This is a genomic window from Vibrio sp. K4, from assembly GCF_051122595.1.
GTDB classification, from domain to species: Bacteria; Pseudomonadota; Gammaproteobacteria; order Enterobacterales; family Vibrionaceae; genus Vibrio; species Vibrio owensii.
This window is the reverse complement of the sequence record NZ_CP178577.1, coordinates 1,509,887-1,534,582: the sequence shown is the minus strand read 5'-3', so window position 1 is coordinate 1,534,582 and position 24,696 is coordinate 1,509,887. Positions and strand designations below refer to the sequence as shown.

Here is a 24,696-nt window from a genome sequence, read left to right as displayed (position 1 = left end):
AGAAATAACGGATCGGATGAAGAAGTTAAGCCTAAGTTTACTAGGCAGTGCGGTACTGGTCTTAGCATCGCCTGCAACTCACGCGCAAGAATACATGTTTACGTATTCTAAGCTCTACACACAATTGAAGAACAATGCCAAAGAAGGTCATGACGACGTTAAAGTCGGTGTCTTTTTTGTCGATGCAGATACTAAGCAACTGTGTGAGATAGAAAAAGCATGGATGGAAAAAGAAGAGCATTACGAAGAGTTTGTGATTCCGGCTTCTAAAGAACTTCCTATTCCGATCGACAAGAACTTGAAGTCTGCGAACCCACTTGTCTTCGTCCAAACGCCGAAAGACACACGATGTGATTACTCTTTAGTTGTGATGACCAAAGAGCCATTACAGGGTAACGTATCTTACGAACAACTTACGCCTTTGATGCCACAAATGCAGGCGTTACTTGAGGATCTAGGCGGTATGTTTGCAGGTTGGTTCACTCCAGAGGTACAAGGTGTGACTATGGAATTTGCGGATAACTTGAATGACACTATCACATTCTCCGATGGCACAGAAAAAGCCATTGTGAATGGTAAAGTTCAGGTGGCTTTGAGTGACATTGGCGTAGGAGGTCATATGATTTTGCCTCAGCCAACGACTCGTGTCCTACCTTATCTGCCAAACGCGAAAAAGTAATCGTGATTTGATTTTTGAAGAGCTGCAATTGCGGCTCTTTTTTATTTTTATCGCCCATCGCGCTGTTTTAGAGTGCATTTATTGACGACTCGGTCACACAAACATTTAATCCTGCGTAAAAAGCTCGTATAATCCACGCCCCATAGAAACCCATGTTAGGAAGCCCTAGTCGATTTATCGGCGATGTGAGAGCCCGCAATGAACCAAGTAGATACAAGAAAAGAAACCCTAGAATTCAACAAACTTCAGAAGCGTCTAAGAAGAAATGTTGGAAATGCCATTACTGATTACAACATGATCGAAGAAGGCGATGTTGTGATGGCATGTATTAGTGGTGGTAAAGATTCATTTGCGATGCTTGATATCCTGTTGAATCTACAAAAGGCAGCACCAATCAAGTTTGAAGTGGTTGCGGTTAACCTTGACCAGAAACAGCCTGGTTTCCCTGAGCACATTCTTCCAGATTACTTTGAAACACTGAACATTCCTTACTACATCGTAGACAAGGACACTTACTCAGTGGTTAAAGAAAAAGTGCCAGAAGGCAAAACGACTTGCGGCCTGTGTTCGCGTCTTCGCCGTGGTACGCTTTACTCTTTCGCTGAGAAGATCGGTGCGACCAAACTAGCACTTGGTCACCACATGGATGACATTGTTGAGACTATGTTCTTGAACATGTTCCATGGTTCACGCCTTAAAGCGATGCCACCAAAGCTTCGTTCAGACGATGGCCGTAACGTTGTTATTCGTCCTCTTACTTACTGTCGTGAGAAAGACCTGATCAAATACGCAGAGCACAAAGAGTTCCCAATCATTCCTTGTAACCTGTGTGGCTCTCAAGAGAACCTTCAACGTCAATCGATTAAAGCAATGCTTATCGATTGGGACAAGAAAACACCTGGTCGCGTAGAAGCTATCTTCAAGTCGATCCAGAACGTAAGCCCAAGCCAGCTTGCAGACCGTGAATTGTTCGACTTTGAAAACCTTCCACTGGACCGTGAAGGAAATCGCGAAGAATACGAATTCAGTGAAGCTGTAGTTTCTTCGACAAACATCGACGAATCAATGTTTATCGATGTAACCAACATCTAATTCGAAAAGAGGAGGCTAAGTTAGCCTCCTTTTTAATTTGCGTGCTTAGGGCCGTGAACAGAATAAAAAAATCCCCCAACAATTGGGGGGATTTTCAGTTCTATATTATTTCAAAAACGAGCGCTGTTATGTCGCTGTATTCGGATCGAGCGGACTGATGTAACCGTTTGGTTTTAATGCCAGTACGTCGCAATTGATTTTATCAATCACATGCTCCGCTGTGTTACCAATAAACACCGCAGAAAGCCCCGTACGACCAGTTGTGCCAAGAATAACCATTGCTGCATTTAGCTTTTCTGCAGTTGCAGGGATAATGTCTTCTGGTAGACCTTGTTCAACGATTGTTTGCTCTTCATCCAAACCGTGTTTTTGGCGAAGTGCTTTCATTGCGGTTAGGTGATGCCCGCGAACTGCATCTGTGTACGTTGTTGGGTCAAACTCGGGCAATTCAATCGTAATATTCGCCGGAGTAACCGGATAGGCATTAACGAGATACGGTTCAGCATCGAGACGATTGGTGATTTCTTTAAGGCGCTCGACCATTGAGTCGTTCAAATCAATGTGCGTTGGGTTTTCCGAGCCAACATGAACAGACGCGAGAATCTTCGCGTGCTCTGGCCAATCGGAGTTCTTAATTAGAAGCACAGGGATAGGGCACTTACGCAACAAATGCCAATCTGTAGGAGTGAAAATGACGGATTCTAGAACATCGTGTTTACGCGTTCCCTTAATAACGATGTCGTGACCGCCAGCAAAGACTTCAGCAATGATCGCTTCATAAGGGCGATTATGCCAAACAACACAAACATCAAAGTCGAAGCTATCGTCTAAATACGGTTGGGCTATCTTACGCATCCATTGTTCACGTTGGTGGATAACACCGCGACGCATAGCATCTCTTTCATCGACCGACAGCATTGAGGTCATGTCATACGAAAAATCGTAGATTGACAGAAAGAAAGTGATTCGGCTTCTGGATACACTTTTTCGAGCGAGTTGAACTGCTCTTGCAAGTGCTGGCTGCTCATCATTATTGATGTCAGCAACAACAAGGATCTTACTGTATATACTCATATCTAAGCCCACTTATTATTGTAAAACCAAATACCGAATATAAGGTAAATCAGTATATTGGAGTACACAAGGTACATTTTTACTGTAGCTCAGTTTGAGGAAGAATTTGAGGACTTTCGAAGGGATTTTAGAAGAAATATGATGTAGCTCATTTTCGAGCTACATCAATTGATAGGGCAAATTAGTCTTTGCTGACGCCAGCAAGTTCCATCAATGCATCATGGTCTAAGATGGTGATGTACTTACCTTTTACGCTCAGAATTTCAGATTTCTGGAAGCGGCCAAGTAGGCGACTGATGGTTTCAACCGTCAAGCCAAGGTAGTTACCGATGTCACCACGAGTCATGGTTAGACGGAATTCTCTTGGGCTAAAGCCACGTTGAGAGAAACGTGTCGATAGGTTGTATAGGAAAGCCGCAAGACGCTCTTCAGCATTCTTTTTAGAAAGCAGAAGGATCATCTCTTGGTCACCTTTAATTTCGTTACTCATCAGACGCATGATCTGTTGGCGAAGTTTAGGCATTTTTCCTGATAGGTCATCAAGGATTTCGTAAGGAATCTCACATACCATTGATGTTTCAAGTGCTTGAGCAAAGCTAGGGTGTAGATCGCCTGTGATTGCGTCAAAACCTACAAGGTCACCCGCTAAGTGAAACGCAGTGATTTGCTCATCGCCTTGTTCTGTAATGGTGTAGCTCTTGATAGTACCAGAGCGGATAGCGTACAGAGATTTTAGCTCATCACCTGCTTTAAAAAGCTCTTGGCCTTTTTGGATTGGCTTTTTACGCTCGATGATTTGATCCAACTGATCCAATTCAGACTCGTTAAGAGTAAACGGAATACACAGTTGGCTAATGCTACAATCTTGGCAATGAATCGCGCAACCGCCTGATTGGATACGCTTTGTTGCAGGTTTTTCAGAAATCATAACAACCTTTCACTATTTGATATACATCAATATTTTATCACTGCTTACTTCTAAAGGGTAGCAAAAAAATTATCGAAAACGACTTTCATATTATATGAAACCAAGCATTCGCATAGCTCCGGCGGCAGTATACACGCCATAACTTATGAGGATTAATGCTGAGATGTTTCTAAATATTAACGACTTTTGCAGTTTCTGAAAATGAGTGGCACCGTATCCGACCGCGAGCATCGACGGTAGAGTACCCAAACCAAATGCCAACATGATTAATCCACCGTTCAATGCACTCCCTGAAACAGCGGACCATGTGAGTGCTGAGTAAACTAAACCACATGGTAACCATCCCCAAATAAAACCAAATGGGAATGCGTGCGTCGGATGTTTTAGCGGCAACAGGCGCTTGCCTGCAGGGGAGATAAACTTCCAGATATACTGACCTGCTTTTTCAACAACAAGCAGTCCTTGCCACCATTTGGCAATGTAGAGCGCGACTAAGATCATGAAAATTGCAGCGACAAATCGAAACCAAGCGAGAGATTGGGTTAAACCGCTCAATTCTGACAGGCCTGATATGGCACCACCAACAATAGCGCCAATCAAAGCGTAGCTGGAAAGCCTGCCAAAGTTATAGAAAAGAGGAATAGAAGAAGATGGTTTGTTGTTCGGTGCACCCATGGAGAGTAACGAGGCGATACCGCCACACATTCCCATACAATGACCGGCCCCAACGAGACCGATCATGAACGCACCAATAAAATCTGGACTCATAGAGTAACGCTATTGTTTTTTGTTATTTGGTTTTTCGTCTTCATCAAGAAGAATGTTGTGACCTTGTCGCTCTAGGTCTTCGAACTGATCACTACGAACGGCCCAAAGGAAGATGGCAACGGCGACACAGACCAATACAATGGCGATAGGGATTAATATGTAAAGACTTTCCATGTTTGATCTCTCACTTACTTCTCTTTAAGCAGTCGCAACGAGTTGGATACAACAATAATAGAGCTTGCTGACATACCCACTACAGCAACGTACGGAGCGACTAAGCCTGCAACTGCCAGTGGCAAAATTAGCAGGTTGTAGCCCAAAGACCAAGCCAAGTTTTCTCGGATTATCTTTCTTGTACGTATTGCAAGCAATCTAGCCTCTAAAAGCTTCTCTAAATTGTCGCCAAGAAGCGTCATATCTGCAGAAGCTTTAGCGACATCCGTACCACCACCCATCGCCACGGATAGGTGAGCTCCGGCTAGAGTCGGCGCATCATTGATACCATCACCAACCATCATGGTTATGTCGTTTTGATCTAGCTCTTTAAGATACGCGAGTTTGTCTTCTGGTTTTGCCGATGCGATCACATGGTCAATACCCATTTCATTCGCAACAGGCTGCGCATTTTGCAGTGAGTCGCCTGTCAACAAGGTTGTTTTGATACCGGCGTCTGCAAAGCGTTGAATGAATGCTTTACTCTCTTTACGAATAGGGTCGCGGTAATAGAAGGTCGCAACGTGCTCTTCGGCTATAGAAAGATACACAGCGTTACTCTCATCTCGGTTTTCACCAACTACGAAGGTGGCACTACCAATTTTTACCGTCTTGTTGTTCCATACGCCTTGAATACCAGAACCAATGATATTTTGAACATCGCTCACGGTAACGTCTTCTTGACCAAACCCTGAGAATGCGCGAGCAATCGGGTGGTTTGCGTGTGCTTCAAGTGCCGATGCAATCGCAAGTGCTTCAGTTTCATTGAAGCCAGCGAAGGTCTGGGTTTGACTAATTTCTATGTCGCCTTTAGTAAGGGTGCCTGTCTTATCAACGACAAGATGATTAATCTTACATAGAGTTTCGAATACATGACCTTTACGCAGCAAAATACCAAAGTTGCCCATACGAGAGGTAGCGCAAGTTAGCGCGGTTGGGGTTGCCAAGGATAGAGCACATGGACAAGTGGCCACCAAGACAGACAGCATAATCCAGAACGCATCATCAGGTTTAGTCTGATGCCAGTAGAACCAAGTACCTGCGGAAATGATTAATATCGCGCCTACGAAATAACGAGCCACGACGTCAGCGATTTCAGCGATTTTTGGCTTAGAATGCTGGGCTTCGTCCTGAAGACGAACAATGTTAGAAATCATTGAGTCTGCTTTCGAGCTCGTCACTTCTAACTCAAACGACTCCTCGCCATTCAATGTACCGGCGTAAACCGCATCTCCGGCTTTCTTAACCACGTGAACCGACTCACCGGTAAGCATCGACTCGTCGATATGGATACGGCCAGAAATCACTTTACCATCGGCAGGAATGTGCTCGCCAGGAAGAACACGGATACGATCGCCTATCTTCAACGTTTTCACTGGGATTTGTTCACCATCTAACGTTGTAGCAATCGCAGGGATGAGCTTAAGAAGGTTACCACTCGCTGCCGCTGCTTTACGACGAGCTCGCATTTCTAAGAATCGGCCAACCAACAAGAAGAAGGTAAACATCGAGATAGATTCAAAGAAAACTTCGCCTTGTTCAGTCACTGTTGCAACTAAGCTCGCTACATAAGCGAAGATCAATGCAATAGAGACTGGAACATCCATCCCAAGCGTTCGCCCCCTAATGCTTCGCCATGCATTGAGATAGAAAGGGAGCGCGGAATAGAGGAGTACAGGGGTTGCAAAAATTAAGCTCACCCAGCGGAAGTAGTTTTTAAACTCGGGCTCTAAATCACCAAAGACTTCCAAATACAGCGCGACTGCGAGCATCATAACTTGCATGGTGGCGAGACCTGCAATACCCAAACGATAGAGGTACTGCTTCATCGTATGGTGGTAAGCCGCTTCTTGTTTGTCTGCTTCAAAAGGGGCGGCTTTGTAACCGAGTTTATGAATGACCGACAGCAGTTCACTAAGTCGAACTTGAGTTTTATCCCAAGCGAGTAGAGCGCGGTTGGTCGTGGTGTTAACACGAATGGAAACCAAGCCTTTAACACCCGACACTTGTTTTTCAATCAACCAAGCACAAGCGGCGCATGAGACGCCCTCCAATGAAAGCGTGACTTCAGAAGTGTTTTCATGGTTACGAACAAACTCTGATTGAACGTCCTCGTTGTCATAATGGATAAGGGCTTGGAGTTGCTCAGGAACTAGATCCGCCTTTTCTGCTGGTGCAGTACGGTATTGGTAATAGGAGACAAGACCACTATCGACAATGGTCTGAGCCACGGTTTCGCAGCCCGGACAACACATGTCGCGAATTTCACCCAATATCTCTACTTTGAAATCCGTGTTGGCTGGTACATCTTCACCACAGTGATAACAGGATTTACACATAGACTTACTTCATCAAAGTTGTTGGTTGTGCTGGGAACTCGACTCGACCTTGAATCATCCATTCTTTGTTGTGTGGTTCAAGTTCGACAAACCAAGGGCCTTGAATGGAACTTTCAGGCGTTAAACGGTAATTACCAGTCGCATCAGCTGTCAGAAGCTTAGTAAAGTCACGATCTGGTAGAGTGCGGTGTGTGAACGTTGCAGTTAGTGCAGGGAAGTGTGGCAGCTCTCCTTTGTTGAAGGAGATAACCACCGTGTTGTCATCTGACGAGACGGTAGCGTTAAGACCAAGGTCTCGAGCGACATTCATTTTACTGATGTCGATGTTGATACCTTTGCCTTTTTTATAGTAATCCTCGGCGACCAAAGAAACAGAGTTGTTGGCGAATACGACCACTGTAACGATTGTCCATACCACAACGGTTAAAGGCAGGATGATCAGGAACCACGGCCAAAATTGTTTATACCAAGGCTTTACCATAAAAAAGTTCTCAACAGCTAAATGAAAAAATGTAAGGCTTTAAATTTAAAGGAAAGACAGCCCCTATGAAAGGGGCTGTTATTGAAATGTTACTTATTGTCAGAGTTGCTTAAACTCCAGACGTATGCCGCGACAAGTTGAACTTTGTCTTCGCCTAGAATGTCCTTCCAAGCTGGCATCACACCAGAGCGACCGTTCATAACTGTTTCTGTTACTGCAGCGCGTGAATCGCCGAATAACCAGTCTTGGTCAGTTAGGTCAGGTGCGCCCACAGCAGGGTTACCTTTACCATCCGTGCCGTGACAAGCTGCACACACGACAAAGCGAGCTTTACCAGCTTCTGCTTCACGAGCATTCACCTTACGACCAGACAGGCTTAGCGTGTAGCTTACAACTTCTTGAACACCTTGTTCGCCAAGTGCATCTTTCCACGCTGGCATCTGACCGATACGGCCTTGCATGATAGTAGTCACGATAGCCGCTGGCTCACCGCCATATAACCATGCGTCATCAGTTAGGTTAGGGAAACCTGTCTGACCACGAGCATCAGAACCGTGACATTGCGAACAGTTCTGTAGGAACAAACGCTGACCAACTTTAATCGCTTCAGGGTCTTGCGCAATCTCAGGGATAGGGCGTAGACCATCTGCGTTGTGAGCAAGTGCGCGGAATGCTTCACCGAAGTAAGCATCAGCATCATCAAGCTCTTTAGCGTATTGGTTAAGTTGTTTGTTTTCTTGTGCTCGTGCGATGGCTTCTTTTGATTCTTCCAACGTACGTACGGTTTGATCTGAACTCTGCCAGTTAAGGACACCTTTAAAGCTGCCTAGACCTGGAAATAAGGTCAGATATACAGCTGCAAACACAAATGTGCTCACAAATAAGTATGTCCACCATTTAGGTAGAGGGTTGTTAAGCTCGCGAATACCATCGTACTCGTGGCCCATGTCTTCCCCTTCCTCGACGCCCATTTTATCTTTTGCGCACCAAGTAAGGAGAATCGCACAGCCTACCAGCGTACCGACAGTAATCACGATAATCCAGAGACTCCAGAATGTAGTCATTACTTCTTCACTCCTTGGTTATTTGGGGTCGTTTTTTGCTCTTCGTCGGCAAACACCAAGTTAGCATCTTCCTCGAAGCGTGCTTTACGCTTCTTACCAAATGCCCACCAAACGATGCCAATAAAACTCGCGAAGAGTACAACGGTATAAATACTATGAATTGTACCGAAATCCATGTGACCCCCTTACTTCATTGCATGACCAAGAGACTGAAGGTAAGCGATGATTGCATCCATCTCTGTTTTACCTTCTACTTCTTTAGCCGCATTCGCGATTTGTTCATCCGTGTACGGAACACCAAACTGATTGCGGAAGATTTCTAGTTTCTTCTGCGTTAGTTTGCCGTCTAGTACGTTCTCTTCAAGCCAAGGGAAACCAGGCATGTTTGATTCAGGTACTAGCTCACGTGGATCAATAAGGTGAACACGATGCCATTCGTCAGAGTAACGTCCGCCTACACGAGCCAAGTCTGGACCAGTACGCTTAGAACCCCATAGGAATGGGTGTTCCCAAACGCTTTCACCAGCAACAGAGTAGTGACCGTAGCGCTCTGTTTCAGAGCGGAAAGGACGAATCATCTGACTGTGACAAACGTTACAACCTTCACGGATGTAGATGTCACGACCTTCCATTTCCAGAGGAGTATAAGCACGTAGGTTTTCTACAGGCTCCGTCGTTTGCTTCTGGAAAATCAGAGGAGTGATTTCTACAAGCGCACCCCAACTGATTGCAAAGACGATGAAAATTGCCAACAAACCGACATTACGTTCTAGGATTTCGTGGCGATTATTCGAATTATTACTCATTCTTTAATCTCCTTATGCCGGTTGAGGGATAGCTTTTAGGCTTTCTTTAGGTGCAGTTACCGTCTTGTACGTGTTGTATGCCATTAAGAACATACCGAATAGGAAGATGAAACCACCTAGGAAACGTACGAAGTAGAACGGGTAAGATGCTTCTACAGATTCAACAAAGCTGTAAGTTAGTGTGCCGTCAGAGTTAACTGCGCGCCACATTAGGCCTTGCATTACACCAGAGATCCACATTGCTACGATGTAAAGAACAGTACCAATAGTCGCCAACCAGAAGTGAACGTTGATTAGACTTACAGAGTACATGCGCTCTTGACCAAATAGACGTGGAACAAGGTGGTATACAGAACCAATTGAAACCATTGCAACCCAACCTAATGCACCGGAGTGAACGTGACCAATGGTCCAGTCTGTGTAGTGCGATAGCGCGTTTACAGTCTTGATTGACATCATTGGGCCTTCGAAAGTAGACATACCGTAGAAAGACAATGAAACAATTAGGAAGCGCAGGATAGGGTCGTAGCGAAGCTTATGCCATGCGCCAGACAGCGTCATAATACCGTTGATCATACCACCCCAAGAAGGAGCGAATAGAACCAAAGACATCACCATACCTAGAGACTGAGTCCAGTCTGGTAGTGCTGTGTAATGCAGGTGGTGAGGGCCAGCCCAAATGTATAGAGAGATCAGTGCCCAAAAGTGAACGATAGATAAACGGTAAGAGTAAACAGGACGTTCAGCTTGTTTAGGGACAAAGTAGTACATCATACCTAGGAAACCAGCGGTTAGTAGGAAACCTACCGCATTGTGTCCATACCACCATTGAACCATCGCATCCACTGCACCAGAGTAAATCGAGTAAGATTTACCAAGTGACACAGGGATAGCCATGCTGTTCACGATGTGAAGTACTGCTACTGTGAGGATAAAGGCACCGAAGAACCAGTTAGCCACGTAGATGTGAGAGGTATTACGTTTGACCAATGTTCCGAAGAACACGACCGCGTAAGACACCCATACAATCGCGATTGCGATATCGATTGGCCATTCTAGCTCAGCATATTCCTTACCAGAGGTTAAACCTAGAGGTAGGGTGATTGCTGCGGCTAAGATGATTGCTTGCCAACCCCAAAAGGTGAAGGCAACGAGTGGGCCACCAAAAAGACGAGTTTGACAGGTGCGCTGAACAACATAATAAGATGTCGCGAACAGGGCACTGGTACCAAACGCAAAAATTACCGCATTAGTATGCAATGGACGTAAACGACTGTACGTCAACCACGGCGTATCAAAGTTTAGCTGTGGCCAAACTAACTGAGCGGCAATCAAAACACCAACAGCCATACCAACTATGCCCCATAAAATGGTCACAAGGGTAAATTGGCGAACGACTGTATAGTTGTAGTTTTGTTCAAGCTGCTTTACTTGGCTCATTTGCATGCTTCCAATTTCTAATTAACTACACTTTACTTCCAACACGACTTGCGTCGTAACACCACCCAAGTAAACTCTAGAATTCAAGTGTTATCATCACTTTATTTCCATTGCTGACTTTAATAAAAAGTGGCATTTTCAGCGTGACACTATACTTGAATTAACAATTCAATGACAGAGTAGTAACCTTACAAGGCCTCTGGAAATCATTTTTTATTTAAAAAGTTTGAAGTTTGTAACAAGGATATTAGGAATTATGGCTGCACAAAAGTTAACAAAGGCAAGACTTGCACAAATCTTAATCATGCTCAGTCTTTTAATCGGTGCCTTTTTCTGGCGCACCTTTACTTATGAGCAAGATAGAGAGGTCGATTGTTCACAAAAACAGCGATGTGATGTAACAATTGGGGTAGCAAAGATCACTATAAACAAGGCTTCAGAAGGATTTTCGATTGAAAGCTCGGAAACTGATAGTGTAAAAATTGATCTAAATCAATCTGGCAATTTTATTAACTTAGATGATAAATATAAGGAGATTGATTGGAGCGCTATTTCTGAGACAAAAGCAATTAATCTCAAAATAAACGAAAATATTGTCCGAGTTCATTTATAAATCAGATCTGACGCGAGATAATTGTATCTTCTTTGTGCAATTAATACTTTCTTGCCTAGCGCTTAATTTTCGCAATGGTATAACAGTAAAGTGATAAACAATAATAAAACCGTATGCAGTGCCAATCATTATTTACTCATATTACTGATGAATGTTTAGCAATAGAGAAATTTCGCTCTGAGTTGAGTCCGGACAACTTGTCCCATCTCATCTGTTATTACACAGAGGAGTATGATTTCAGAAAAATCCAAAACGCGTTCGTTGAACTCTTTCCTGAGGTAACCGTCCACGGAGCTAGTTCGTGTCAAGCTATCATGACCAATCATGGGTACCATCAAGGGCCTGTTATTGCAGTACTTGCGATTTATGATTCCGGTCAGCACGCATATGGGACGGGCATTGCAACCTATGGGGATAATATAGAAACAAATGTTGATGACGCACTTAATATGGCGCTTCTTCATGCAAATCGCGTAGGTGAAGTGCCGAATCTGATCCTTCTTCACGCAACCCCGGGAAATGAAGAATCAATTATTGAATGTATCGATGAACGCTTTGGCACTTTGGTTCCCATTATTGGCGGTTCGTCAGCCGACAATAATGTGAAAGGGAATTGGTCTGTAATCACTTCACAAGGATACGAGCAGAACGGTGTTAGTTTGACACTATTCTATTCATCCCAACCAGTTGATATCGCTTTTAGCGCGGGGCACTCACCAACAGGCATTACTGGCATCGCAACAAAAACGAAAGGGCGCTGCCTTTTAGAAATAGACAACCAACCTGCATTAGATGTCTACCGTAAGTGGACCAATCATCAAGAAACGCAATCCGATGAAGAAAGCTTTCTATTTACAAACTCTAGTGCTTACCCTTTGGGGCGCATTGCAGGGCACCTTTACGATAGGCCTTACTACAAGCTGTCTCACCCAATAAGAGAAACAGAGCAGGGTGGTATCGAGCTTTTCACAAATATTGAAGAAGGTGAAGTGTTAACCCTCATGCAAGGAAGTCGCCAGCACCTCGTGGCTAGAGCGGCCAGAGTGGTGAACGCGGCTTTTAATCAAAAGTTAGAAGAGTCTCGAAAAATAGGGGTGATCAATATCTTTTGTGCAGGTCCTATGCTGCACTTAAAGCAGGATATTAATAGTGTTTGTGAACAAATTAACCAGGAATTAGAGAACCTACCTTTTATTTGCCCGTTTACTTTTGGTGAGCAAGGAAGATTTATAGGTGGCGAAAATGGACATGGAAACTTGATGATATCTTCAGCAATTTTCCATAAACCTTATGAAAGATAAATATTTAGAGATATACCAACAAGAAGCGTTACAAGAGGCACTTGTCGAGCTAAAAGAAGCGAGGCAAAGAGAGAAATTACTAGCAGACGAGAACAAAGCAATCTTATCTGCAATTTCGGCAATGAGTGAAGCCAGAAACCGGCATGAGATTTTTTCAGGGCTGAACAATGTTCTGAAAAAGTATATTGATTTTGATGACTTTATCGTAATCACACGTGACAGCAATCGCCAAAGTTTCAAGACTCTTTTATCAACCAATAGTGTATTTGATAGGGTAAATTGGTTACAAGGTAACGCGACAGAGCGAGCGCTTAATGGCGAGTGTATTTTGCTGTTCGAACCTATGCGTTTAAAGGAGTTTGAGAGCCTAAACTCCTTTATAAAAAGTCAGGTAAGTTCCATGCTCTTAACTGGCATTAGGTCTGAAGTAACGCAAACGATCATCATACTTGTCGGCGCTCAAAAAGGGCATTTCAGTATTGAAAACAAAGAGACGCTCCGACGTTTCAGACCTTTGATTGAAAGGGCTGTTATCGATATTGAAACTAAAGAAAAGTTACAACGTATCGTAGAAGTCCGCACCTCGCAACTTGCAAAAGCAAGAGAAGAAGCGGAAAGAGCAAACCAATCTAAGTCCGAGTTCCTGGCCATGATGAGCCATGAGATTCGAACTCCATTAAACTCGGTTTTAGGCATGCTCGATATATTGAGACAATCGACTCTAACCGAAGACCAATCAGAAGTTCTCAATCAGATGGAGCGCTCAGCTGATCTGCTTCTGGCAATCATTAGCGATATTCTAGACTTGTCAAAAATAGAGTCGGGTAGCTTTCATTTGAATGAACAGTGGACTGATTTAAGTGACGCCGTAACTCTCATTATTTCTCAACAAAAACAAGTAGCTACAGCTAAGAATTTGAGTTTTGAGTTCGATTGTAACCTTGATAAAAACAAGCAATATTGGATTGATTCAACACGCTTGTCTCAAATTCTCTTTAACTTGATTGGCAACGCAAGCAAATTTACTGACTTTGGTGGCATCGATATCTCTGTGATTGAAAAAGATAGCGAGCTTATTATTTCTGTTGCTGATACCGGCATCGGAATTCCAAAAGCTAAGATTGGCCATCTTTTCACGGCTTTTCATCAAGGTGACAGTTCAATAACACGCAGGTTTGGTGGTACTGGTTTGGGGCTCGCTATAACCAAACATCTGGTTGAGATGATGCGCGGAACAATCAGCGTAAAAAGTGAAGAGAACGTTGGCTCACATTTCAAAATCAAGATTCCCGTGTTAACCAGGAATAATCAAGAAAGGCCCGTAAAGATAGAGCAAAATCATCCATCAAAAGCGATGAATCTTCTTGTCGTAGAAGACACTGAATCAAACCAACTAGTCATTAAGCTTATTTTAAACAAGCTTGGGCATAACGTTTTTATCGCCAGTAATGGTGCAGAAGCTTTAGCGTTCTTGGAAGAACAACGGCAAAGTATCGATATCATTTTAATGGACGTTTCAATGCCAGTAATGGATGGGATAACAGCAACAAGGTTGATCAGACAAAAAGGAATCAGCACACCAATCATTGCTTTGACCGCGCATGCGCTTGAGAGTGACAAAATCACATGCATGAAAGCTGGCATGGACGGTTTTGTTTCGAAGCCAGTTAGAAGACAAGATATCTATGAAGCAATCCAATCACTAGTAGAACTCGCGTAGCGCATTAATATAGATCTTAACAATCGTAAGATTATTAAGATCTATATTAAGTATTTTATGGTAAATCACCATTATGTTTAATAACACCAACAAAAAGCGCTGTATTTTAAAATTTGAGAGGGATAGGAGACCAAACTAGAGAAGAATTGGCGTACGTGTATATTTTATTTAACATAACACATATAATGCGCACTGTAATAATGATTCTGACGGACTCGAAATCACCATAGCCAAACCACCACAAGCCATTGAAATTCCTGCTAATCCAAGTCCGTTATACTTTTTTGCTATGCCTTCCCATACAGCTTTTATCTGTGGATTCTCGTTGCGATCAGCGTGACAACCTAACAGCTTTGTTTCTGTTTTGTGTTTCACTAAATCTAATTTACCAATTGTTCTAGTTCTTTGTTCTTATGCTAATCTTGCACTAGTTTGTTTAGTCAACTTATTCTCTATCTGTTCTTTTAGTAGTTATTGCGTTTCATCGGAGATGTTTGGAGATGCACTTTGTTTTTCACGTCCTATGTTGCGTCACTCACGTCAGTGAACAATTTCAAGATTCTGGAAGCACCTTGGTAATCCATCGCCTTAGAAACATGCTTTCAGTAGCTCCGTCATAATTTTAAAACTTGGCGTCAGTTCTTCTAACATTGCTTATTTCTTTAAGTGACATTGTCACTGAGGGTTTGGTCATTTTTAAAAACTAACGAACTCGGATTTATAATCTGTGGATTTCTCTTTTTCAGGCAATAAAAAGCGACCAAACGCGGTCGCTATAAACGCATGTGACGTCGTAACTCTTTTACATCAAAAGAGTCATCTTTCCTGGGGCGCTCATTCTAATGGATGATAACGCTTCTCCAGATATTTGAACGTTAGCAAACCAAAATGGTTTGTGCTTTTCCGTAAACACTTCACTTCTTGATAAGTTATCGTAGATTGCATATGCCCTAGCCTGTGCCAAAGCTGCACCATATACGCTGCGTTCTAAGACAGGTTTATTTTCTATGTCCTCTAGAATCGCGACTTTAATATGTTCTACATTTTTCGGCCAGTTGAAGTTTTCCACAAGTCGTTTCGTCACCAGCGCTTCCATATCGACAATGACTTTAGGTAAGAACGCTGAATTGGGTCGGACATCAGCACACGCGTAGTACTCATCTTTCCGGTTAGTCTTTCTGTAATTCAGCATGACTTCAATGAGTGCATCTTCAAACGTGTCGGTGAAATGATTAATGAGCACGATACTGCCGAGACTTCGAAGCGTTCCGATTAAAACTCCGCAATCGGGGTCAGGAACATCAGTTTCATTCAATCGCATCTTGGTGATGTTGGCGGTTAAAACCAATTGTTGCCAAAACTTCGGAGTAAGAACCTTAGTATTATTGTCTGACCATCTCATCATTGGACGCGCCATCAATACTGGGAATAACTTGCGGCAATTCTCAACTCCTATGCGACCGATCGCAATTCGAACATCTGAGTTGTTCTTTGCCGCGCTGCCTCGTTCACGTAGCCTCGAGTTTTCAATGAGATCAGCGATTGTTGAACTTAACTGATGACTGTTGTTGGCTAAATCAGTCAGTTTTCTCAGGCTCAGAGATGGCGTATAGGCAAATGATGCGAATTGTTCAAATGCTGGTAGGTTGCTAGATAATTTATCAATAGGTAGAGCTTCTAGCTTTTTCCCTAACATTCGCTCGGCAACTTTAGATACGTCATTGATCACTGTTTGCAGTGTTTTCTGCCTATCTTCAACAACCTGCCGCTTTTCTTTTACTCTCTCTTGTTCACACATGAGAAGTATTCTTTGGTTACGTGTAACTCGCTCTTCCTCACTGAAGATGACGTCGTCGCAATAGCGTCCTTGTAAACTGAGAAGCTTGTCCACCTGTGACTGGTCCACTTGGTGGTTCATGCTTGCTAGCCATTTTGCATGCCTAAGTTCTACTTCTTTCGATACTTTGGCTGCGATGTCCATTGCTTCTTGTGTGTAATTTTTTTGTGTGAGCAACAAACTGATATTCCTAACGTTGTTTTATTTTCCTGTCGGCAAGTTTATCTATAAAGCCACATGCAGTAAACGAAATGTGATATTAATTCCAGTTATAAATGATTCGAACTTATCGAAATGTAATTAGCAAATACTAATCCCCCGTTGTTATGTGTAATCGTATGTACTTTTCAGAGAATTTATAGCGATAACGTTTTCCAATTTTCACATTTGACTTAGCGAACTGGCATACGCGTTTATCGCCACTTCCGTTTACTTTTTTGATCTTGGCGCTCTTGCCTTTGTGCTCCATTTCAATCATCAAGTCACAATAACCGTAATAACCATCAAACTTTCTGTTGGTTTTCTTTTGAAGTTCTATTTTGATTTTGTTCGCTACGGGATTGGTCTGTGAGTCGTCAGCTTTAGCAACAGATGTACTAAATAACACGAGCAAAAACGTGACAGTGTATCGCATAGAGTTACCTTTTAGTTAGTCAAAGCTAAAACTCTAACTCACTGACTTAGTTAATATAAAAACGGGGCGCAATTAATGCGCCCCGTTTAACATGAACAAGTAACTGATAGTATGCTTAAGCTCGTTTTTTGCCTTTAGTCGACTTAAAACCTTGGTGAGGGAATACGTTTCTAATACGCTGTTGGACTTTCTTAGGGACCTCTTTAGAGAAAGTTAAACGCATACCAGTACGTTGATTGTAGACTTTCATCTCACCATCAAAGGGGTCATGCTCAGCGATGTCTTGCAGGTTGTGTTTAAAAGAAGGTGGAATATGACCTTTCACGTTAGATATGTGCCCTTTCTCGAATTTTACCTTTAAGACGGGTCTATCTACAGCGATAAGCCAAAAAATGACAACAGCAGCAATCAATATTACATAAAGCATTTGATACTCCTTAGCTGGACAACAATTTACTCAAATCTTCTTTCAAAGATGATACCTTCATACTCGCTTTCTCACTTCGTGAAGCTTCTGATAAAAGGTATTCGATGGCGTCTGATAATGTACACCCTAACTCATTAGCTCGGTTTGAGAGCTTTTCCCACACTCGGTAATCAAGATCAATTGATTTCTTTTTCGTGTGTACTTGCTCAGCATTGAAGTGACGTTTACGCTTTGCTCGAATTGCCTGTTTGAGCTTATTATCAAGCTCTTCTGACATGTGATTTTCTATCCAAGTTAGCACTTGTGTTGGCTCATGCTCTAACTTGCGTAGTTCGGCAATAGCAGCATCAGCTTCACTCGTATCAATGTATCGAGTGATGGCTTCACCATCTTTCCATTTTTTGATGAGGTACTTCCATTTCCAACCACATTCTAAATTCTCAAGCTGCTGATATTTCATCCTTCCGACCCTTAATGCGCATATGGTGACAGCGTAACCCAGATGCACAGATTCAGCAATTAAAACTCATAAAAGTATCGATGTTGATCACTTATTTGTCGAAGGTTTAATCAACTGAATTTGCAGAATTTTTGGATAGGTCAAATTGTTACTAGGGAGTTGATCATCGTTTCGCTATAATGCGCACAAGACTAAATTACGATGAATTTGAATGAACCAAGTTAACTGGCAAGATGTCACCCCCTCTTTTGAGCAGTACGAAGAAATTCTGAGCAACGCTCTTTCACTCCCGCTAAAGTCCTTTATTGATTTACAACCAAGACTGGAAGCGACTATCCGTCGATTCGTCAATGTGAGAGGCCTAACTCGCATACTGCTAGTTAACTGCACGGACAACTCGGTTTATCGCGGATTTATCCGTGACGCTTTGCAAGTGACAACTGATACTCCTGTCATTGTTACAGAATCATTGGACGCAAAAGAGCTGTTCGATCGTTATAGCGTCAATCTAGATGGGCAAACAACATTTGAATCAGGTTTAATCGCCAAAGCACATGGTGGTTACCTTATTGTTCCAGCAAACTTAGTTTTGGCGAATGCTGCTCGATGGCCAAGTATTAAAGCAGCTATTCAAGGTGGAAGCTTTGCACCGGCCAATTTGACACCTAATCGTATCGCGTCTTCTCCGCTAGGCAGCCAAGAGTACGACGTAAAGCTTGTTATAACGGGGGATCGCAATCAGTTAGCGGAAATTGAGTACATTGACGAAGACTTCTCGGCTGGAATTACCATGTATACCGAGGTTGAAGAAGATATCCATCTTTCCGAAGAAAGCCTCCGTAGTTACATCGGTCTAGTGAATTGGGTATGTCAACGCTATCAATACCCTGCGTTGAGCTCTCAAGCGTTTAGAAGACTTATTCTCGCTGGTATGCGTTACACCGAAGATCAACACTATTTACCACTTGGAGTAATGTGGCACAGCCAATTGCTGGCTCTTGCTAGTCAGTATTCAAATGCTTCTGTGATCGAATTCGATGATATTGATAAGGCAATTGATGACAAATATTATCGTGAATCGTACCTACCACAACGCGCAGTAGACGATATCCTTGATGGACAAGTGATCATTGAAACAACTGGCGAGCAAGTCGGTCAAATTAATGGTCTCACTGTCATTGATATGGCTGGACACCCTGTCTCTTATGGTGAACCTGCACGTATTTCCTGTGTTATTCACTTCGGTGATGGTGATATCTCAGATGTTGAACGTAAAGCAGAGCTTGGTGGCAACCTGCATGCTAAAGGCATGATGATTATGCAAGCGTTTGTGAGTTCTGCTCTGAACCTAGATGAACCTCTGCCTTACTCTGCATCGATCGTATTCGAACAATCATACAGTGAAGTCGACGGAGACAGCGCCTCGTTAGCAGAGCTTTGTTGTTTGGTGAGTGCCCTATCTGAATCTCCGGTCAACCAGCAGATCGCTGTTACTGGCGCGGTAGACCAATTTGGTCGCGTACAGGCCGTTGGCGGTTTGAACGAGAAGATTGAAGGCTTTTACCAAGTATGTAAACACCAAGGCTTTACAGGTGAGCAAGGCGTAATTATGCCTAAATCCAACCTAAAACATCTCGCTTTACATAAAGATGTCATAAAAAGTATTAAGAATGGTGAGTTCCATATTTGGTCAGTTTCTACTGTTGATGAGGCGATTCCTATTCTGATGTCTAAACCGTTCCGTGGTGAAGACGATAGCATCATCGGTAAAATTGCTGAACGTATTGAAAACTTTGAAAGACATGAGCATCCAGTCGGAATTGTGGAGCGCATCAAAAACTGGTTTGTCTAGTACTGATCGGAGTTGTTTAGCGTACACGTGTTCACTAAGATGCAGCTATCAAAAATTGGAGTAATTGATAATGCAAAACAAACGTGATTCTTACAACCGCGACGATCTTCTAGCTTCCAGCCAAGGTGAACTTTGGCCACAAGGTCCTCAGCTACCAGCACCAAACATGTTGATGATGGACCGCATTACAAAAATGTCTGAGACTGAAGGTGATTTCGGTAAAGGTTTGATCCTAGCAGAGTTGGACATTACTCCAGACCTTTGGTTCTTCGACTGTCACTTCCCTGGCGACCCAGTAATGCCTGGCTGTCTTGGCCTTGATGCAATGTGGCAGCTTGTTGGTTTCTTCCTAGGTTGGGTTGGCGGTAAAGGTAAAGGCCGTGCTCTAGGGGTTGGCGAAGTGAAATTTACTGGTCAGATCCTACCAACAGCGAAAAAAGTGACTTATGAGATCCACATGAAGCGTGTCGTTAACCGTAAATTGGTAATGGGTCTAGCTGATGGTCGTGTTTGTGTAGATGGCAAAGAAATCTACGTAGCAAAAGATCTGAAAGTGGGCTTGTTCCAAGACACTTCAAGCTTCTAGTCTCCTACTCTGAATTATTTTAGAAGGCTCCTTTAAGGGGCCTTTTCTTTATCTTTATCTAGATACCTATACTCCTATCTACCAAACGCAGAAAAGGCTCTTAACGAGCCCTTTCAAATCCTTATGTTTGTATGTGGAGAGTTATTTGTAGAGACCAGATTGTTTTTCATCTCTGGCATCACGCCAACCACCTAACCAATACGACCGAGCGTCAATTTGTTGATATGGGCAAGCCTCTTGAGACCTTCCATTCAACCCAGCTTTATAGCCTTGAGATTGAGCTCGTTCTAGGCGATCACGCTTTTGTCTCTTCATAGTTAATTCCTCATACAGGTCCATTTACAAACGTACTACTGTTACTGTGAAACTTTGATGGAGTTTTTATGACTCCACTTATAAGAATCGATCAAATTGCGCGTTTTCTCAAGGCATAAAAAAAGCAGAGGTTCATTTCTGTGAGCCTCTGCTTGATTTAAAAATTACTGACTATTTTCTACGGAACCCGAACAAGCCAAGCATGGTCAAAGCCAACCAACCAAGGCCAGCACCTTCGCGCTCAGAAGCCTCGTCTTCGATACTTCTCTGTTGGATATCTGCCGAAGTAGCACCGGCAATAGGCATCAACTTAACGGCAACGATCTTTTCAGTACCATCACAAGACGCGTTATGGTCAGTACTCTTGTACCCACCTTCACACTTCATTGCGGTTGCTGAGATAACGCCAGCGTCGTTAATGTCTGTCGCATTAATGATGCGGAACGCGTTGTTGTCAGCAGAGAAATCTCCACCATTCGTCAGGTTATCCAAGAACCATGCTTTGCCATCGAAGATTTCTTTAGCACGGTCGCTAACTTCTCCACCAAGTGCATATGGATAGATAAATCCGCGTTTACGACGAGGTTTACCTTCATCTTCACGAGTTGTTTCAGCGTCTAATTGACCAACGATCTCGTTGTACGAGTTAATCGCTCCCATGTGACCGCCTGCACCACTGAAGAAAATACCTGTGGTTGGATATTCTGCAGCAACAGAGTCTTTCCTTACGTCTTCAACAACAAAAAGACGATTTGGTGCAGAACCTGTTGGCATCAAATAAGCGCCTGATCGCTTGGCTTCACCAATCGCGACAAAGTTAGAGTTAACATCCGTTAAACGGGAGTTTGAGTGGACTGTATCACCATCAATACGCTGCTGCGCACCACTAACTTGTTTGTTAGTCCATTCAACGCCCGTTATGTCACCAGGTGTTGTCAACTGACCTACAAATACAGTCGCATTCATGTAGTTGTCATCTGAGTAAGTATTGTAACCGACGCCGTATACAGTACTTCCATCTTCAATAACACCACGCATACTACCTTGAGCTAAGCGCTCGCCGTCTTTTGCAGTATTACTAGGCCAATCAACCTGACTTACCGTGCCGGATGCATCCCAAATTGCCGCTTTTGAGGTGTGGTGCGTACCATTATCGTTAGTCGCTTGCTCAGAAATGCTGCCCACTGTAAATGTGCCGTCAGTACGCCATGCTCGGCTCGCTACAACAGTTGCGTCTTCATCACTCGGAACTATCGTAGGCACCACTGGTGCAACAACAGTATTTCGAGTTTCCAGTTCAGAAGAGTCAGCATCGCTAACTACACTTTGATTACCAACTGGCTTGCCGTCGTCAGTAAGGCTATTAATAACATTGTTGTATTTGTTATCGTAAGCATTTGAGTCACCTTCAACAAACGCTAGTGCATTTGTCGTGAAGTCTTTGCTTAACTCTTTGCCCCATGGTTGCCAATGAACGTAAGCCCAAGATTCACACGTTGAGTAACGACGCTCGTTGTAGCAGTAGCGTTCGAAATCATCGTATTCTTGTACATAATAAAAACCTGAGTCCATCGCGAATGGGACTTCTTCACGGTAGCTAACACCATCAACAGCTTCTCCTGCTGATATAGCCGTTGTGCGAGTTTCCATCGCCAATTTAAATTGTTCCGGCGTACAACCAGCTGCAGAATCAAAACAACCATGGACAAACGGTGAACCAGTGCTTACATCCTGAACATCACCTTGCTGAATCGCAACGCCATAAGCGGTCTCGTAATTAACGACATCACCGTTTGACTCCGGTTCTACTTCAATAACTTGATACAATGCTGCATTAGCATTCATTGCTGTACCAACCATCATCGCGACGGCGGTTAATTTGAATTTGTTACTACAATTCATTGAATTCTTAACTATCCTGTTGCATTGCTTCGAGTTCTTCCCATCTCTCGAATGCGATTTCCAACTCCTGCTCTACTGCAGCGAGCTGTTCCAATACCGGTTGAGTCTGTTCCACAGACTTAGTGAAGAACTCTGGGTCATTCACTTGTTCTTGTAGCGTCTCAATATCCGACTCTAATTGTTCTAGTTTAGCTGGAAGAGCCTCTAATTCTCTTTGCAGCTTATACGATAACTTCTTCGAATTGTTCTTAGGTTGCGTAGTTTTGGGAGTTTCCTCAACCACTTTCTCTTTCTTCGTCGCTTTTTCAACCTGACTGCGTGAAGCAAGAACTTGATCACGCTGCTGTTTAGCATCGTGATAACCACCAACAAACTCTTCGATTACGCCGTTACCTTCAAAAATCCAGCTGGTTGTTACCGTATTGTCTACGAACTCACGGTCGTGACTTACTAACAGTAACGTACCCTGATAATTGGCAAGCATTTCTTCTAAAAGTTCCAACGTTTCGATGTCCAAATCGTTGGTTGGTTCGTCAAGAATAAGCAAGTTGTTAGGTTTCAATAAGATACGCGCTAACAAAAGACGGTTTTTTTCACCACCTGATAACGCTTTTACTGGCGTACGGGCACGTTTTGGTGCAAACAAGAAATCTTGCAAGTAGCTCAATGCATGACGTTGACGGCCACCCACCATCACTTCTTGCTTACCATCCGCTAAGTTATCGATAACCGTCTTTTCAGGATCGAGGATTTCACGATACTGGTCGAAGTAAGCTACTTCTAGCTTTGTGCCGCAATGTAGACGACCACCTTGTGTCTCTAATTGGCCTAGTAACAACTTGAGAACCGTACTTTTACCACAGCCGTTAGGGCCAATCAGGGCGATTCGGTCACCACGCATGATGTTGAAGCTGAAGTCATCCACGATCTTTTTGCCTTCAAAAGCAAAAGAGACGTTCTCTGCTTCAAAGACGATCTTGCCTGAACGCGATGCATCGTCGATGTTAAGGTTAACTTTACCTTGCACTTCACGACGGTTACGACGTTCTTCACGAAGCTTCTTAAGAGCGCGAACACGACCTTCATTACGCGTACGACGCGCTTTAATCCCCTGACGAATCCACACTTCTTCTTGAGCTAGCTTTTTGTCGAACTCAGCATTTTGCATTTCTTCAACACGAAGCATCTCTTCTTTGTCATTCAGGTACTGATCGTAATTACCAGGGAAAGACGCCAATTGACCACGATCTAAGTCAACGATGCGTGTGGCCATCGATTTGATGAACGTACGGTCGTGAGAAATAAAGATGATTGAGCCTTTGAAGTCTTTTAAGAAGTTTTCTAGCCATTCGATGGTTGTTACATCAAGGTGGTTAGTAGGCTCATCAAGAAGCAATACATCAGGGTCACAAACAAGAGCACGAGCCAGAGCTGCTTTGCGTTGCCAACCACCCGATAAGTCCGTCAGTTTAGTTTCCGGGCTTAGCTTTAAAGCGCCTAAAACGTTCTTTACACGGTCATCAAAGCGCCAAGCATTTAGGTGATCCAGCTGCTCTTGAATCTTAGCAAGACGATTAATGTTCTTTTCACTTGGGTCCTGAGCCACAAGATCGAGAAGATCATGGTAGATCTTCAGCTGTTCACCGATTTCAGCTAAACCACCAGATACGTATTCGTAAACCGTACCCTCTTGATTGCGTGGTGGATCTTGTTCTAGTCGAGAAACAACTACGTCTTGAGTGATTTGAATCTTGCCATCGTCCAACAAAATGTCGCCGGCAAGCACTTTCATTAACGTGGACTTACCTGCACCGTTACGACCAACTAAACAAACGCGTTCGTTTTCTTGAAGAGCGAACTCCGCTTTATCTAGCAATGGATGGTCACCAAATGCAAGTTGCGCGTTATGAATGGTAAGTAATGCCATTATTATCCAACCAATGTGTGAGTTGTTCTAAGTCAAACGGCCAGTTCAACTCAGAATCTTGATATTTTAATACGGGAATCGTGACGCCGTAACGAGAAAAGAGAACATCGTCGAACGCAATGTCGACGATGTGAGTTTGTTCGGCGAGACCAATCTGACCAACGAGATCAAACGCCATCTCACAGAGATGGCATCCTTCAGTGCTGTAAAGTGTTAGCTCGTTCAACATCCTTTTACT

Annotated in this window: 25 protein-coding genes and 1 pseudogene; 7 read left to right on the top strand and 19 right to left on the bottom strand. The window is 43.3% G+C overall.

The annotated features are described in order from the left end of the window. Nucleotides 1-16: 16 nt before the first annotated feature. Both ACLIIY_RS06935 and ttcA read left to right on the top strand, forming a co-directional pair. On the top strand, nt 17-679 hold the full coding sequence (locus ACLIIY_RS06935) for a DUF2987 domain-containing protein (protein ID WP_009706103.1): 663 nt from the start codon (nt 17-19) through the stop codon (nt 677-679). 198 nt (nt 680-877) lie between these two features. After that, the gene (gene ttcA / locus ACLIIY_RS06930; protein ID WP_005441601.1) at nt 878-1,771 is read left to right on the top strand and encodes a tRNA 2-thiocytidine(32) synthetase TtcA; all 894 of its coding nucleotides are present in this window, start codon (nt 878-880) and stop codon (nt 1,769-1,771) included. Between the two features lie 126 nt (nt 1,772-1,897). Here ttcA and uspE read toward each other — a convergent pair whose 3' ends face one another. From uspE to ccoN, 10 genes are all read right to left on the bottom strand, one after another. Continuing rightward, the gene (gene uspE, locus ACLIIY_RS06925; protein ID WP_005441604.1) at nt 1,898-2,845 is read right to left on the bottom strand and encodes a universal stress protein UspE; all 948 of its coding nucleotides are present in this window, start codon (nt 2,843-2,845) and stop codon (nt 1,898-1,900) included. A gap of 181 nt (nt 2,846-3,026) precedes the next feature. Then, the gene (locus ACLIIY_RS06920; RefSeq protein ID WP_005429849.1) at nt 3,027-3,773 is read right to left on the bottom strand and encodes an FNR family transcription factor; all 747 of its coding nucleotides are present in this window, start codon (nt 3,771-3,773) and stop codon (nt 3,027-3,029) included. 90 nt (nt 3,774-3,863) lie between these two features. Further along, on the bottom strand, nt 3,864-4,541 hold the full coding sequence (locus tag ACLIIY_RS06915; protein ID WP_409580816.1) for a sulfite exporter TauE/SafE family protein: 678 nt from the start codon (nt 4,539-4,541) through the stop codon (nt 3,864-3,866). 9 nt (nt 4,542-4,550) lie between these two features. After that, the gene (ccoS, locus tag ACLIIY_RS06910) at nt 4,551-4,715 is read right to left on the bottom strand and encodes a cbb3-type cytochrome oxidase assembly protein CcoS (RefSeq protein ID WP_005429857.1); all 165 of its coding nucleotides are present in this window, start codon (nt 4,713-4,715) and stop codon (nt 4,551-4,553) included. Between the two features lie 14 nt (nt 4,716-4,729). Next, the gene (locus ACLIIY_RS06905) at nt 4,730-7,093 is read right to left on the bottom strand and encodes a heavy metal translocating P-type ATPase (RefSeq protein ID WP_434528385.1); all 2,364 of its coding nucleotides are present in this window, start codon (nt 7,091-7,093) and stop codon (nt 4,730-4,732) included. A gap of 4 nt (nt 7,094-7,097) precedes the next feature. Then, entirely contained in the window at nt 7,098-7,574 is a 477-nt protein-coding gene (locus tag ACLIIY_RS06900) for a FixH family protein (RefSeq protein ID WP_009706107.1), read from the bottom strand. 89 nt (nt 7,575-7,663) lie between these two features. Continuing rightward, nucleotides 7,664-8,638 carry a cytochrome-c oxidase, cbb3-type subunit III gene (ccoP, locus tag ACLIIY_RS06895; RefSeq protein ID WP_005441609.1) on the bottom strand — a complete coding sequence of 325 codons (975 nt, stop codon included), beginning with the start codon at nt 8,636-8,638 and terminating at the stop codon, nt 7,664-7,666. Next, nucleotides 8,638-8,814 (bottom strand): cbb3-type cytochrome oxidase subunit 3, encoded by a 177-nt coding sequence (locus ACLIIY_RS06890; protein ID WP_009706108.1) that lies wholly within the window; start codon nt 8,812-8,814, stop codon nt 8,638-8,640. The genes ccoP and ACLIIY_RS06890 overlap by 1 nt, the downstream gene beginning before the upstream one ends. A gap of 9 nt (nt 8,815-8,823) precedes the next feature. Beyond that, nucleotides 8,824-9,444 carry a cytochrome-c oxidase, cbb3-type subunit II gene (ccoO, locus tag ACLIIY_RS06885; RefSeq protein WP_005441610.1) on the bottom strand — a complete coding sequence of 207 codons (621 nt, stop codon included), beginning with the start codon at nt 9,442-9,444 and terminating at the stop codon, nt 8,824-8,826. Between the two features lie 12 nt (nt 9,445-9,456). Next, complete coding sequence (ccoN, locus tag ACLIIY_RS06880; RefSeq protein WP_009706109.1) at nt 9,457-10,884, bottom strand: cytochrome-c oxidase, cbb3-type subunit I; 1,428 nt, start codon at nt 10,882-10,884, stop codon at nt 9,457-9,459. 256 nt (nt 10,885-11,140) lie between these two features. Here ccoN and ACLIIY_RS06875 point away from each other — a divergent pair, with 256 nt between their 5' ends. From ACLIIY_RS06875 to ACLIIY_RS06865, 3 genes are all read left to right on the top strand, one after another. Then, the gene (locus ACLIIY_RS06875; RefSeq protein ID WP_039840888.1) at nt 11,141-11,497 is read left to right on the top strand and encodes a hypothetical protein; all 357 of its coding nucleotides are present in this window, start codon (nt 11,141-11,143) and stop codon (nt 11,495-11,497) included. 113 nt (nt 11,498-11,610) lie between these two features. Then, nucleotides 11,611-12,798: an FIST signal transduction protein gene (locus ACLIIY_RS06870; RefSeq protein WP_434528384.1), complete on the top strand. Its 1,188-nt coding sequence runs from the start codon at nt 11,611-11,613 to the stop codon at nt 12,796-12,798. Beyond that, on the top strand, nt 12,788-14,518 hold the full coding sequence (locus tag ACLIIY_RS06865) for a response regulator (RefSeq protein WP_434528383.1): 1,731 nt from the start codon (nt 12,788-12,790) through the stop codon (nt 14,516-14,518). Before ACLIIY_RS06870 ends, ACLIIY_RS06865 begins: the two co-directional genes overlap by 11 nt. A gap of 168 nt (nt 14,519-14,686) precedes the next feature. Here the strand turns inward: ACLIIY_RS06865 and ACLIIY_RS06860 are convergent. The 5 genes and pseudogenes from ACLIIY_RS06860 to matP form a co-directional block, all read right to left on the bottom strand. Next, a pseudogene (locus ACLIIY_RS06860) lies at nt 14,687-14,878 on the bottom strand (DUF3693 domain-containing protein); the annotation flags it as partial. A 442-nt stretch (nt 14,879-15,320) separates the two neighbouring features. Beyond that, entirely contained in the window at nt 15,321-16,535 is a 1,215-nt protein-coding gene (locus tag ACLIIY_RS06855; protein ID WP_434528382.1) for an HDOD domain-containing protein, read from the bottom strand. A 130-nt stretch (nt 16,536-16,665) separates the two neighbouring features. After that, nucleotides 16,666-16,989, bottom strand: a complete 324-nt coding sequence (locus ACLIIY_RS06850) for a hypothetical protein (protein ID WP_038894164.1) — start codon at nt 16,987-16,989, stop codon at nt 16,666-16,668. A 115-nt stretch (nt 16,990-17,104) separates the two neighbouring features. Then, nucleotides 17,105-17,416, bottom strand: coding sequence for a DUF3634 family protein (locus ACLIIY_RS06845; protein ID WP_009706121.1), 312 nt, complete (start codon nt 17,414-17,416; stop codon nt 17,105-17,107). 10 nt (nt 17,417-17,426) lie between these two features. Beyond that, complete coding sequence (gene matP, locus ACLIIY_RS06840; RefSeq protein WP_005440054.1) at nt 17,427-17,876, bottom strand: macrodomain Ter protein MatP; 450 nt, start codon at nt 17,874-17,876, stop codon at nt 17,427-17,429. Nucleotides 17,877-18,087: 211 nt separating this feature from the next. Between matP and ACLIIY_RS06835 the strand changes: the two genes are divergently transcribed. Together ACLIIY_RS06835 and fabA are read left to right on the top strand one after the other, a co-directional pair. Next, on the top strand, nt 18,088-19,728 hold the full coding sequence (locus tag ACLIIY_RS06835) for a S16 family serine protease (protein WP_434528381.1): 1,641 nt from the start codon (nt 18,088-18,090) through the stop codon (nt 19,726-19,728). A gap of 70 nt (nt 19,729-19,798) precedes the next feature. Next, entirely contained in the window at nt 19,799-20,314 is a 516-nt protein-coding gene (fabA, locus tag ACLIIY_RS06830) for a bifunctional 3-hydroxydecanoyl-ACP dehydratase/trans-2-decenoyl-ACP isomerase (protein ID WP_005440057.1), read from the top strand. Nucleotides 20,315-20,455: 141 nt separating this feature from the next. Here fabA and rmf read toward each other — a convergent pair whose 3' ends face one another. The 4 genes from rmf to ACLIIY_RS06810 form a co-directional block, all read right to left on the bottom strand. Further along, complete coding sequence (rmf, locus tag ACLIIY_RS06825) at nt 20,456-20,629, bottom strand: ribosome modulation factor (RefSeq protein WP_005532367.1); 174 nt, start codon at nt 20,627-20,629, stop codon at nt 20,456-20,458. A gap of 171 nt (nt 20,630-20,800) precedes the next feature. Beyond that, nucleotides 20,801-22,531, bottom strand: coding sequence for a DUF3466 family protein (locus ACLIIY_RS06820; RefSeq protein ID WP_434528380.1), 1,731 nt, complete (start codon nt 22,529-22,531; stop codon nt 20,801-20,803). Between the two features lie 7 nt (nt 22,532-22,538). Further along, a complete protein-coding gene (locus ACLIIY_RS06815; protein WP_434528379.1) occupies nt 22,539-24,458 on the bottom strand; it encodes an ABC transporter ATP-binding protein in 1,920 nt (639 codons plus the stop codon). Beyond that, a complete protein-coding gene (locus ACLIIY_RS06810; RefSeq protein WP_334542021.1) occupies nt 24,436-24,687 on the bottom strand; it encodes a glutaredoxin family protein in 252 nt (83 codons plus the stop codon). Before ACLIIY_RS06810 ends, ACLIIY_RS06815 begins: the two co-directional genes overlap by 23 nt. Between the last annotated feature and the right edge of the window lie 9 nt (nt 24,688-24,696).